This is a genomic window from Streptococcus moroccensis (assembly GCF_030812835.1).
GTDB lineage: Bacteria > Bacillota > Bacilli > Lactobacillales > Streptococcaceae > Streptococcus > Streptococcus moroccensis.
The window spans coordinates 89,496-100,815 of sequence record NZ_JAUSTM010000007.1 but is presented as its reverse complement, the minus strand read 5'-3'; the positions used below and the strand labels follow the sequence as shown (position 1 = coordinate 100,815).

Annotated in this window: 22 protein-coding genes; all 22 read right to left on the bottom strand. The window is 40.1% G+C overall.

The annotated features are described in order from the left end of the window. Positions 1-528: 528 nt before the first annotated feature. Complete coding sequence (rplQ, locus tag J2S23_RS04995) at positions 529-915, bottom strand: 50S ribosomal protein L17 (protein WP_307121652.1); 387 nt, start codon at positions 913-915, stop codon at positions 529-531. Between the two features lie 14 nt (positions 916-929). Further along, entirely contained in the window at positions 930-1,868 is a 939-nt protein-coding gene (locus tag J2S23_RS04990) for a DNA-directed RNA polymerase subunit alpha (RefSeq protein WP_307121651.1), read from the bottom strand. A gap of 47 nt (positions 1,869-1,915) precedes the next feature. Further along, complete coding sequence (gene rpsK, locus J2S23_RS04985) at positions 1,916-2,299, bottom strand: 30S ribosomal protein S11 (RefSeq protein WP_004195509.1); 384 nt, start codon at positions 2,297-2,299, stop codon at positions 1,916-1,918. Between the two features lie 17 nt (positions 2,300-2,316). Then, positions 2,317-2,682 carry a 30S ribosomal protein S13 gene (gene rpsM / locus J2S23_RS04980; RefSeq protein WP_307121650.1) on the bottom strand — a complete coding sequence of 122 codons (366 nt, stop codon included), beginning with the start codon at positions 2,680-2,682 and terminating at the stop codon, positions 2,317-2,319. 17 nt (positions 2,683-2,699) lie between these two features. Then, positions 2,700-2,816, bottom strand: a complete 117-nt coding sequence (gene rpmJ, locus J2S23_RS04975) for a 50S ribosomal protein L36 (protein ID WP_001808836.1) — start codon at positions 2,814-2,816, stop codon at positions 2,700-2,702. Between the two features lie 23 nt (positions 2,817-2,839). Further along, positions 2,840-3,058 (bottom strand): translation initiation factor IF-1, encoded by a 219-nt coding sequence (infA, locus tag J2S23_RS04970; RefSeq protein WP_018374463.1) that lies wholly within the window; start codon positions 3,056-3,058, stop codon positions 2,840-2,842. A 118-nt stretch (positions 3,059-3,176) separates the two neighbouring features. Further along, positions 3,177-3,818, bottom strand: a complete 642-nt coding sequence (locus J2S23_RS04965) for an adenylate kinase (RefSeq protein ID WP_307121649.1) — start codon at positions 3,816-3,818, stop codon at positions 3,177-3,179. A gap of 110 nt (positions 3,819-3,928) precedes the next feature. After that, a complete protein-coding gene (secY, locus tag J2S23_RS04960; RefSeq protein WP_307121648.1) occupies positions 3,929-5,230 on the bottom strand; it encodes a preprotein translocase subunit SecY in 1,302 nt (433 codons plus the stop codon). 14 nt (positions 5,231-5,244) lie between these two features. Then, positions 5,245-5,685, bottom strand: coding sequence for a 50S ribosomal protein L15 (gene rplO / locus J2S23_RS04955; protein WP_307121647.1), 441 nt, complete (start codon positions 5,683-5,685; stop codon positions 5,245-5,247). A 135-nt stretch (positions 5,686-5,820) separates the two neighbouring features. Beyond that, complete coding sequence (gene rpmD / locus J2S23_RS04950; RefSeq protein WP_307121646.1) at positions 5,821-6,003, bottom strand: 50S ribosomal protein L30; 183 nt, start codon at positions 6,001-6,003, stop codon at positions 5,821-5,823. Between the two features lie 14 nt (positions 6,004-6,017). Further along, positions 6,018-6,515: a 30S ribosomal protein S5 gene (gene rpsE / locus J2S23_RS04945; protein WP_307121645.1), complete on the bottom strand. Its 498-nt coding sequence runs from the start codon at positions 6,513-6,515 to the stop codon at positions 6,018-6,020. Between the two features lie 18 nt (positions 6,516-6,533). Beyond that, positions 6,534-6,890 (bottom strand): 50S ribosomal protein L18, encoded by a 357-nt coding sequence (gene rplR, locus J2S23_RS04940; RefSeq protein WP_307121644.1) that lies wholly within the window; start codon positions 6,888-6,890, stop codon positions 6,534-6,536. 78 nt (positions 6,891-6,968) lie between these two features. Continuing rightward, positions 6,969-7,505 (bottom strand): 50S ribosomal protein L6, encoded by a 537-nt coding sequence (gene rplF, locus J2S23_RS04935; RefSeq protein WP_307121643.1) that lies wholly within the window; start codon positions 7,503-7,505, stop codon positions 6,969-6,971. 207 nt (positions 7,506-7,712) lie between these two features. Further along, positions 7,713-8,111, bottom strand: coding sequence for a 30S ribosomal protein S8 (gene rpsH / locus J2S23_RS04930; RefSeq protein WP_307121642.1), 399 nt, complete (start codon positions 8,109-8,111; stop codon positions 7,713-7,715). Between the two features lie 91 nt (positions 8,112-8,202). Then, positions 8,203-8,388 carry a type Z 30S ribosomal protein S14 gene (locus J2S23_RS04925; protein ID WP_001085697.1) on the bottom strand — a complete coding sequence of 62 codons (186 nt, stop codon included), beginning with the start codon at positions 8,386-8,388 and terminating at the stop codon, positions 8,203-8,205. A gap of 14 nt (positions 8,389-8,402) precedes the next feature. Continuing rightward, positions 8,403-8,945: a 50S ribosomal protein L5 gene (gene rplE / locus J2S23_RS04920; protein WP_307121641.1), complete on the bottom strand. Its 543-nt coding sequence runs from the start codon at positions 8,943-8,945 to the stop codon at positions 8,403-8,405. 23 nt (positions 8,946-8,968) lie between these two features. Beyond that, the gene (gene rplX, locus J2S23_RS04915; protein WP_307121640.1) at positions 8,969-9,274 is read right to left on the bottom strand and encodes a 50S ribosomal protein L24; all 306 of its coding nucleotides are present in this window, start codon (positions 9,272-9,274) and stop codon (positions 8,969-8,971) included. A 74-nt stretch (positions 9,275-9,348) separates the two neighbouring features. Next, entirely contained in the window at positions 9,349-9,717 is a 369-nt protein-coding gene (gene rplN / locus J2S23_RS04910; RefSeq protein WP_307121639.1) for a 50S ribosomal protein L14, read from the bottom strand. 24 nt (positions 9,718-9,741) lie between these two features. Continuing rightward, the gene (gene rpsQ / locus J2S23_RS04905) at positions 9,742-10,002 is read right to left on the bottom strand and encodes a 30S ribosomal protein S17 (RefSeq protein ID WP_018374475.1); all 261 of its coding nucleotides are present in this window, start codon (positions 10,000-10,002) and stop codon (positions 9,742-9,744) included. 24 nt (positions 10,003-10,026) lie between these two features. Next, entirely contained in the window at positions 10,027-10,233 is a 207-nt protein-coding gene (gene rpmC, locus J2S23_RS04900) for a 50S ribosomal protein L29 (protein WP_307121638.1), read from the bottom strand. A 9-nt stretch (positions 10,234-10,242) separates the two neighbouring features. Next, on the bottom strand, positions 10,243-10,656 hold the full coding sequence (rplP, locus tag J2S23_RS04895; protein ID WP_307121637.1) for a 50S ribosomal protein L16: 414 nt from the start codon (positions 10,654-10,656) through the stop codon (positions 10,243-10,245). Between the two features lie 3 nt (positions 10,657-10,659). Further along, positions 10,660-11,310 carry a 30S ribosomal protein S3 gene (gene rpsC / locus J2S23_RS04890; RefSeq protein WP_307121636.1) on the bottom strand — a complete coding sequence of 217 codons (651 nt, stop codon included), beginning with the start codon at positions 11,308-11,310 and terminating at the stop codon, positions 10,660-10,662. Between the last annotated feature and the right edge of the window lie 10 nt (positions 11,311-11,320).

The following is an 11,320-nucleotide window of genomic DNA, read 5'->3' as shown; positions in this document are numbered from 1 at the left end:
GTGGACATGTTCATCTGCTTTCTATACTGAGTTGGGGAATTCTAGTATATCAGACGAACATGTCTTTTTTGTTGCACTTCATTTTACAACGCGGGGTTTTTTACTTAGCGATTTCTTCTGGAGTTTTGGAAATGCTGAAATTTCAACAAGCTCTTAGTCTCGATCTATCGGTGTTTTTGATTTATATGTATTTATTTGATAATATTTATATTAATTAAACACCTAAACACGATTTTTTCTCTCATTTTTTTATTATGGTTCAATTGTTTTTCCATATTAATCATGGCAGATGCAGCTTTTTATTATCTTTTAACATGACATAAAATGTTGGTGATGATTATTACGATAAAACGCCTGCTTACGAAATAATTATCTCTAGATAATTATTTCGTAAACAAGCGTTAACGTTTTATCATAATGATGATGAGTGTTACCGCTGGCTGGACACAGCCAGCGGTAGACCAGAGCTAGACTAAGCTATTCTATCGTAAATAGCCATCATCATAACACTCAACAAAATTGATGATTTTAGACTAATTCAATGATTGCCATTGGTGCAGCGTCACCACGACGTGGTTCTGTTTTTAAGATACGAGTGTATCCACCATTGCGATCTGCATAACGAGGTGCAATCTCAGAGAATAATTTTTGAAGTGCAGTAGTAGACGTGTACTTGTCTGTTTCTTCATCATAGTTTTCTGAAGCAATTTCATTACGTACAAAAGCAGCAGCTTGACGACGAGCGTGTAAATCGCCACGTTTACCAAGCGTGATCATTTTTTCAACAGTTTTACGGATTTCTTTAGCACGAGCTTCTGTCGTTACAATAGATTCATTGATCAACAAGTCAGTTGTTAAGTCACGAAGCATTGCTTTACGTTGTGAGCTAGTGCGTCCAAGTTTACGGTATGCCATGTTTTCCTCCTCTATTATTTATCGTTTTTTAAACCAAGACCTAAGTCAGCTAATTTGAATTTCACTTCTTCAAGACTCTTACGGCCTAGGTTACGAACTTTCATCATTTCAGGTTCAGTTTTTTCTGTTAAATCAAAGACAGTATTGATACCTGCACGTTTTAAACAGTTATATGAACGGACGGATAAATCAAGTTCTTCAATAGTCCGGTCAAGCATTTTATCTTCTGAGCTTGTTTCCACTTCTTTCATAACATCAGTTGTTTTAGCAACTTCTGTCAAATCTGTGAAGAGATCCAAATGTTCAGTAAGAATTCGTGCAGAAAGACCAAGAGCATCTTCAGGGATGATTGTTCCGTTTGTCATGATTTCAAGCGATAATTTATCAAAACCGTCATTGCTACCTACACGGGCAGGTTCAACTTGGTAATTGACTTTGGTTACTGGGGTGTAAATTGCATCTACAGCCAGAGTACCGACCGGTGCATCATCTTTTTTATTACCTTCAGCTGGGACATAGCCACGACCTTTGTTAACTGTCAGGACAGCTTTAAAGTTCTTACCTTCCCCAATAGTAAATAGATAATGATCGGGATTGACGATTTCAACATCACTGTCTGATAGAATATCTCCAGCTGTCACAACAGCAGGTCCTTCTACATCAAGTTCAATCATTTTTTCGTCAGTTACATATGATTTTACAGCAATCCCTTTAATATTTAGGATGATTTGCATAACGTCTTCACGGACACCAGGAACGGTATCAAACTCGTGAAGGACACCTTCAATTTTAATTGAAGTAATCGCAGCGCCAGGGAGTGAGGCCAACAAAACTCTACGAAGAGAATTTCCTAAAGTTGTACCATAGCCACGTTCAAGCGGTTCGACTACAAATTTGCCGTAATCTTTATTTTCATCAATTTTTGTTATAGTTGGTTTTTCAAACTCAATCATTTACAGTACTCCCTCTTCAACATCGGTTGTGTAAGTTGTATGATCAATTATACACGGCGACGTTTTGGAGGACGAGCACCATTGTGTGGTACAGGAGTCACATCACGAATTGCGGTTACTTCAAGACCAGCAGCAGCAAGCGCACGAATAGCGGACTCACGACCTGAACCTGGACCTTTAACTGTAACTTCAACTGTTTTCAAACCGTGTTCTTGTGCTGATTTAGCAGCAGCTTCAGAAGCCATTTGGGCAGCGAACGGTGTAGATTTACGAGAACCTTTAAAACCAAGCGCACCAGCTGATGACCAAGCAATTGCGTTACCATGCACATCAGTGATCATGACAATTGTGTTGTTAAATGTCGCGTGGATGTGTGCAATACCTGACTCGATATTCTTTTTCACACGACGTTTACGTGTTGGTTTAGCCAATTTTTTTACCTCCTATGTTATTTTTTCTTACCTGCAATCGCAACAGCTTTACCTTTACGAGTACGAGCATTGTTTTTAGTGTTTTGTCCACGAACTGGCAAGCCACGGCGGTGACGAATACCACGATATGAACCAATTTCCATCAAACGTTTGATGTTCAAGTTTACTTCACGACGGAGGTCGCCTTCAACTTTAATACCATCTACTTCACGACGGATTGCATCTTCTTGATCTGGTGTTAAGTCTTTAACACGGATATCTTCAGAAACGCCTGCAGCTGCAAGGATTTTCTTAGATGTTTGAAGACCGATACCGTAGACGTAAGTCAATGAAATCACTACACGTTTGTCATTTGGAATATCAACTCCAGCAATACGAGCCATTTTTTCTCCTTTCTATTTTAACCTTGACGTTGTTTGTGTTTTGGATTTGCTGGGCAAATAACCATAACACGACCATTACGACGAATAACTTTGCAGTATTCGCAAATCGGTTTAACCGATGGTCTTACTTTCATTCCTATCCCTCCATTTTTTTCGACTATTTAAAGCGGTATGTGATACGGCCTCTTGTCAAATCGTATGGACTCAATTCAACAGTAACACGATCTCCGACTAAAATACGGATATAATTCTTACGAATTTTACCTGAAACTGTTGCCAAAATTTGATGGCCATTTTCAAGTTCGACAGTAAACATTGCATTGGGCATGGTATCAACTACCTTACCTTCAATTTCAATCACATCTTCTTTTGCCACGCAAAAGTTCCCCCTTTAAATTTCGATTTGATGTCCTCTGAGCACAGAGGTAACAATTATAAGTCAGACTAGTTTATCATACCACTTTTCGAGCTAAAAAGCAAGCCTAGCGACTATCTTATTTTAGACCTGACAGCACTTTTTCAATATCAGCAAAGACAAGGTCAATATCTTGGTCACCATCGATATCATGCACTAAATTTTGAGTGCGGTAATGATCGATAATAGGTTGTCCTTGAGCGATGTTGACTTCTAAGCGTCGAGCAACTGATTCCGGTTTGTCATCTTCACGTTGATAATAATCTTCTTCATTGTATGTTTCTGCTGGTGGGTTGAAAACTTTATGGAAGGTTTCACCTGTGACTTTATGAATAATACGACCGCTCAACCGTTCTTGTAGTTTAGCAGGATCAATAGAAATATTAATAACACCATCTAGTGCAATCCCCAAATCAGCTAGATTTTGATCCAAAGCATGTGCTTGGTCTATCGTTCTTGGATATCCATCCAAGAGGAAGCCTTTGGTTTTGATATCTTCTTGAGCTAATCGCTCTTTAACAATGCCATTTGTGACATCATCAGGCACTAAATTTCCTGCATCCATAAATGATTTAGCTAAAAGACCTAGTCCTGTTTCATTGCCAATTGCTGCGCGGAACATATCACCAGTTGAGATGTGTGCAATATTGAATTGTTCAACAATTTTGGCTGCTTGAGTTCCCTTACCTGCACCTGGTAACCCCATAATTAAAAGATTCATAACGACTCCTTATTTTGTTTTTCAATAAATCTGCCAATAGTGACAAACTTATTAAAAAACAAAATAGAAGAGGATGAGGTTTTTCTCCTCATACTCTTATTCTATTTTATTTAGTCATTCATAAAGCCAGTATACTTACGTTTCAACAAGTATCCTTCTAACTGTTTGATTCCTTCGATTGCTGTCGAAATGATGATCAAAAGACTTGTACCACCAAGAGCTACAGCATTTGAAAGACCAAAGGCATTTTGTGCTAAAATTGGAATGATAGCTACAAAGCCTAAGAACAAGGCGCCTACTAAAGATAAGTGTTTCAACAATTTAGACAGATAGGCTTCTGTCTCACGTCCAGGACGAACGCCATGGATGTAAGCAGCACTCTTTTGTAAATTTTCAGCAGTCCGTTCCGGATTGACTTGAACGAATGTGTAAAAGAAAGTAAACACAATGATCAAGAAAAGGTACACTAGCATTCCTACTGGTTTTGTTGTTACAAACAAATCGCCCAACTTGGATAACCAGGTTATATTTTCATTTCGAGCACTGAAGAACTGAATGATAGCACTTGGCACTGCGGTGATTGAACTCGCAAAGATAACTGGAATAACTCCTGCAGGATTTACTTTTAGTGGTAAATAAGAACTTGAAGGAGCTCCTTGAGCTAACTTGGTGTACTGAATTGGAATTTTATATTCTGCTTGTTGCACAAATGTCGTAAACATAACGATGGCAAACACAGCTAAAATAAATATAACAACAAAGATAATTGACGATGTCAATCGATCACTGGAAATATTGACAAATCTATCCTCATAAATGGAGTACATCATATTTGGCAAGGAAGAGACAATCCCTGAGAAGATAATCATGGAAACACCGTTTCCATAACCTTTATCAGAAATTTGTTCTCCCAACCAGACGACAATCATGCTACCAGCCGTCATAATCGTACCGATAATAAGATAGGTCTGCCAAGTTGGATTCGGAACCAACTGAGCGCTGGCCAATGATTCAAGACCACCTGTTACAGCAATAGATTGTACAAAAGCTAGAACAAGTGAGATCCAGCGAGTTGCTTGGTTTAATTTGCGTCGGCCAACCTCACCTTGCTTACCCCATTCCACAAATTTTGGATAGAGGTCCATTTGCAGGAGCTGAACAACGATCGAAGCTGTGATATACGGACTAACACCTAAGGCAAAAACTGAGAAGTTTTGCATGGCGTTTCCCGATACCAAGCTCAGCATATTCAAGAACGAGAGTTCACTGAGAGCACCCAGTGCAGCAGCGTTCACCCCTGGCACAGTAATGTGCGTCCCTACTCGGAAAACCAAAACAATAAAAATAGTAAATAATATTTTGGATCGTACTTGCTTGACTTTTAGTGCTTCTATTAAAAGTTTAAAAAACATATCGGGCCACCCCTTTAGATGATCTCGATCGAGCCACCTTTAGCTGTGATTGCTTCTTCAGCAGTTTTTGAAAACTTAGCTGCTTTAACAGTCAATTTTTTAGTTAATTCGCCGTTGCCAAGGATTTTAATCCCTGATTTTTCAGCTTTAACAATACCAGCTTCAACCAAAGCAACTGGTGTAACTTCAGCACCATCTTCAAAAGCGTTCAACTGATCAAGATTAACGATAGCGTATTCTTTAGCATTGATGTTAGTGAAACCACGTTTTGGCAAACGACGGAAGAGTGGTGTTTGTCCACCTTCAAAACCAAGACGTACACCGCCTCCACTACGCGCTTTTTGACCTTTTTGACCACGACCAGATGTTTTACCGTTACCAGATGATGTTCCACGACCTACACGGTTGCGAACTTTACGTGAGCCTTCTGCAGGTTGTAATTCATGAAGTTTCATTATATTTTTCTCCTATTTTTTGTAAAATGCTAGCGCCTTAGTATCAGTTAAGGTTAAGCTCATACTAAAACTCGCCTATACGATAATGGTATTTAAGTCGCGTGGTTGCCCAAGCGACTTAAATTAACAGTTTAATTAGTTAACTTCTTCAACTGTTACCAAGTGAGAAATAGTATTAACCATACCCAAGATAGCTGGGTTATCTTCTTTGATAACTGAAGAGTTTAATTTACCAAGTCCAAGCGCAACAACTGTTTTACGTTGGTTCGGTTTGCGTCCGATTGGAGACTTAGTCAAAGTAATTTTAATTTGAGCCATTTTAATCTCCTTTCTTAAGCTAAATCAGAAACTGAGATGCCACGAAGTGCAGCAACATCTTCAGCGCGTTTGAGTTGTTTCAACCCTTCAACAGTTGCACGAACGATATTGATCGGTGTGTTTGATCCAAGTGATTTAGAAGTGATATCTGCAACACCTGCTAATTCGACTACGGCACGAACCGCACCACCAGCAGCTACCCCAGAACCTTCTGCAGCTGGTTTCAACAAGACACGAGCGCCTCCAAATTCAGAGTAAACTTCGTGTGGAATTGTTGTACCAACCATAGGTACTTCGATCATGTTCTTTTTAGCAGCTTCTACTGCTTTACGGATTGCTTCTGGAACTTCTTGAGCTTTACCAGTACCAAATCCGACGCGACCATTACGGTCACCAACTACGACAAGGGCTGCAAAGCGAAGACGACGTCCACCTTTAACAACTTTTGTAACACGGTTGATACCAACCAAGCGTTCTTCAAGTTCAACTGCATTGTTGTCTTTAAATGCCATTTTTTAGTGTCCTCCCTATTAGAATTTCAATCCGTTTTCACGGGCTGCATCAGCCAAAGCTTTCACACGTCCGTGATAGAGATATCCACCGCGGTCAAAGACAACTTCAGTAATACCTTTAGCAACTGCACGTTCTGCAACGAGTTTGCCGACAACTTCGGCTTGTTCTGTTTTAGTTCCTTTTGAAACTGCTTTATCAAGAGTTGAAGCGCTAGCGAGTGTGACACCCGCTACGTCATCAATCACTTGAGCGTAGATGCCTGTATTAGAACGGAAAATGTTCAAACGTGGGCGTTCAGCTGTTCCAGAGATTTTACCGCGAACGCGACGGTGGCGTTTTTGGCGGATTTTATTTTTATCTGGTTTAGAAATCACTATATTTCTCCTCTTAATATTTGTAGTCTTTAGAAGTCTTAAGCTGTTAGAAGAAAACCCTCTAACAAGAACTTAATGTTACTTACCAGTTTTACCTTCTTTAAGACGAACGTACTCACCAACGTAACGAATACCTTTACCTTTATATGGCTCTGGTGAACGTAAGCTACGGATGAAGGCAGCAGTTTGACCAACAACTTCTTTATTGATACCACTGACGTGGATCGTTGTTGGGTTAGGCAACTCAAAAGTAATTCCTTCTGGTGCTTCAACTTCATCTGGATGAGATTTACCAACTGCAAGAACTAATTTATTCCCTTGCAATTGCGCACGGTAACCGACACCCTTCATTTCAAGCTCTTTTTTGTAGCCTTCAGAAACACCAACAACCATGTTGTTGAGAAGGGCACGGGTTGTACCGTGAATAGTTTTCATTTCTTTTGAATCGTTTGGACGGTGAAGTGTAACTTCTGTTCCGTCAATACGAATTTCAATATCTGTAGAGAGCGCACGTGACAACTCTCCTTTAGGTCCTTTTACAGTAACTACGCCATCAGCTTGAGTAACCTCAACGCCAGCAGGTAAAGTAATTACTTTATTACCAATACGTGACATATTTTAATTTTCTCCTGTTAAATTGTCAGGTCATTCGACCAGTTTTCACGGGGTGTTTGATATTAAGATAGTACTTATTCAACAAACTTGTTGAATTGAACACGGTCTAAAATCCTGATGAAAAAGATAGATTTCCTTAAAGTCCTAGAACTTCTGCGTCAATCTCCTATCTTTCATACGGAAATTTAAAGCCCTTAGTATCTTATATTACCAAACGTATGCTAACACTTCACCACCAACGTTCTTTTGACGAGCTTCTTTGTCTGTCAAAAGACCTTCTGATGTTGAAATGATGGCAATACCAAGTCCGTTAAGAACTTTAGGAATATCGTCGCGTTTTGAGTAAACACGAAGACCTGGTTTAGATACGCGCTTCAAGTTTGTGATAACTTTTTCACCATTAGCTCCGTACTTCAAGAAGACACGGATGATGCCTTGTTTGTCATCTTCGATGATTTCAACATTTTTCACAAAACCTTCACGCTTAAGGATTTCAGCAATCCCTTTTTTGATGTTTGATGCAGGCACTTCAAGTACTTCGTGTTTTGCTTGGTTAGCATTACGAATACGTGTTAAAAAGTCTGCAATTGGGTCAGTCATAACCATTTTTTATTTCTCCTCTTACTAGTAGTTTGAAATCTTCACTTGCTAGTTAATGAGCTCTTACGAGCAGTTGTGATACGTATGTATCATGTTTTTACCAAGAAGCTTTGGTAACGCCTGGGATTTGACCTTTGTATGCCAATTCACGGAAGCAAACACGGCAAAGTTTAAACTTGCGGTATACTGAATGTGGACGTCCACATTTTTCACAGCGAGTGTAAGCTTGTGTCGAGAACTTCGCAGGGCGTTTGTTCTTAGCGATCATTGATTTCTTAGCCATTTTTTACCTCCCTATTATTTTGCAAAAGGCATCCCTAAGCCTGTAAGCAATGCACGTGATTCTTCGTCAGTGTTAGCCGTTGTAACGATAACAATATCCATACCACGTGTTTTATCAACATCATCGAAGTTGATTTCTGGGAAGATCAATTGTTCTTTAACACCAAGTGTGTAGTTACCACGTCCATCAAATGATTTCGTTGGTACACCGTGGAAGTCACGGACACGTGGAAGAGAAACTGATACCAATTTATCCAAGAACTCATACATGCGTTCGCCACGTAGGGTAACTTTTGCACCGATAGCAACACCCTCACGAAGACGGAAGCCGGCGATTGATTTCTTAGCTTTTGTGATCAATGGTTTTTGACCTGAGATCAACGCTAATTCTTCAGCAGCCTTTTCAAGGTTTTTCGCGTTTGATACAGCATCGCCAACACCCATGTTGATAACAATTTTATCGACTTTAGGCACTGCCATAACTGAGCTATAATTAAATTGTTCAACTAATGAAGGAACAACTTCTGTAAGATACTTTTCTTTTAAACGATTAGCCATTATACTTCTCCTTTCCTTCGTGATTAGTCAAGCAATTCGCCTGATTTTTTATTGTAGCGAACTTTTTTACCGTCTACAAATTTGTAGCCTACACGTCCAGCAACACCATTTTTGTCCAAAACTTGTACGTTAGATACATGGATCGGTGCTTCTTTTTCAACGATAGCCCCTTGAGGGAACTCGTTGTTTGGTTTTTGGTGTTTTTTAACGATGGCTACGCCTTCAACGATAACTTTGTTTACTTTTGGTAATGCAACAAGAACTGTAGCTTCAGTTCCCTTGTCCTTACCTGCAATCACGCGAACTTTGTCGCCTTTTTTTACAAACATGGTTTTCTCCTATGTATTTCTTACGCCCTTAATGGGCACCCTAGGATAACCTAGGGGACTAAGTTTGTTTACGATTAAAGTACTTCTGGTGCCAAAGACACAATTCTCATGTAGCCACCTTCACGGAGCTCACGTGCAACTGGGCCAAAAATACGAGTTCCGCGAGGTGTTTTGTCATCACGGATAATAACAGCAGCATTGTCGTCAAACTTGATGTATGAACCATCTGGACGACGAGCACCTGTCTTGGTACGAACGATAACAGCCTTTACAACGTCACCTTTTTTAACCGCACCACCAGGAGTTGCTTGTTTTACGGATGCCACGATGACATCACCGATGTTAGCGAATTTACGTCCTGAACCACCCAAAACTTTGATGGTCAAGATTTCGCGGGCACCGCTGTTGTCAGCGACTTTCAAACGGGTTTCTGTTTGAATCATTTAAGTTTTCTCCTTTCTGGTTAATTAGATGATAACTGCTTCTTCCACAACTTCTACAAGACGGAAGCGTTTTGTAGCTGAGAGTGGACGAGTTTCCATGATACGAACGATATCGCCTTCTTTGGCAACGTTGTTTTCATCATGTGCTTTGTATTTTTTAGAGTAGTTAATACGTTTACCATAGACTGGGTGATTACGTTTCGTTTCAACTACAACAGTGATTGTTTTGTCCATTTTATCAGACACAACACGTCCCACAAGGACTTTACGTTTATTGCGTTCCATTGAAAATTCTCCTTCCCTAGTCTATTATTTGATCTCAGATTGAACCGTTTTGACACGGGCAATTTGCTTTTTAACTTCGTCAAGGCGAGCAGTTTGCTCAAGTTGACCTGCAGCAGCTTGGAAACGTAATTCAAACAATTCTTTTTTGAGTTCTGTTTCTTTTTTAGCAAGTTCTTCTTGAGAAAGGCCACGAAGTTCTTTAACAAAATCTTTAATTTCTTGAAGTTTCATGTCTTCTCCTTATTCTGCTTCGCGTTTAACGAATTTACATTTAACTGGCAACTTGTGGCTAGCAAGACGCAAAGCTTCACGTGCTACTTCTTCAGATACACCAGCAACTTCGAACATGACTTTGCCACGTTTTACTGGAGCTACCCAACCTTCAGGAGCACCTTTACCAGAACCCATACGAACCCCGATAGCTTTAGCTGTATATGATTTGTGAGGGAAAATCTTAATCCAGACTTTACCACCACGTTTCATGTAACGCGTCATCGCAATACGAGCAGCTTCGATTTGGCGGTTTGTAATCCATGAGCTAGTTGCAGCTTGGAGACCGTATTCACCGAAGTCAACTTGTTTACCGCCTTTAGCCTCACCGCGCATTTTTCCACGGAATTCGCGACGGTGTTTTACACGTTTAGGTACTAACATCTGTTATTTACCTCCTTGGTTTTTACGAGCCGGCAAGACTTCACCACGGTAGATCCAGACTTTAACACCAAGTTTACCGTAAGTTGTGTCTGCTTCTTCCCAAGCGTAATCAATATCTGCGCGAAGTGTATGAAGTGGAACAGTTCCTTCAGAGTATCCTTCTGAACGGGCGATGTCAGCACCATTCAAACGACCAGATACTTGAGTTTTGATCCCCTTAGCACCCGCACGCATTGTACGTTGGATAGCTTGTTTTTGAGCACGGCGGAAAGCCACACGTTGCTCTAATTGACGAGCAATTCCTTCACCAACAAGGTGTGCATCAAGATCAGGGTGTTTGATTTCGATGATGTTGATGTGAACTTGTTTACCTGTCAATTTGTTTAATTGTGCACGAAGTGCATCAACGTTTGCACCTGATTTACCGATAACCATACCTGGTTTAGCAGTGTGAAGTGAAACGATAACTTTGTTAACAGCACGTTCAATTTCAATAGTTGAAACAGAAGCGTCAGCTAATTCTTTTTGAATAAAGTTACGGATTGCAAGATCCTCATGGAGGTAATCCGCGTATTCTTTTTCAGCGTACCATTTGGCATCCCAGTCACGGATAATACCGACACGCATACCGATTGGATGTACTTTTTGACCCACGTTTTTACCT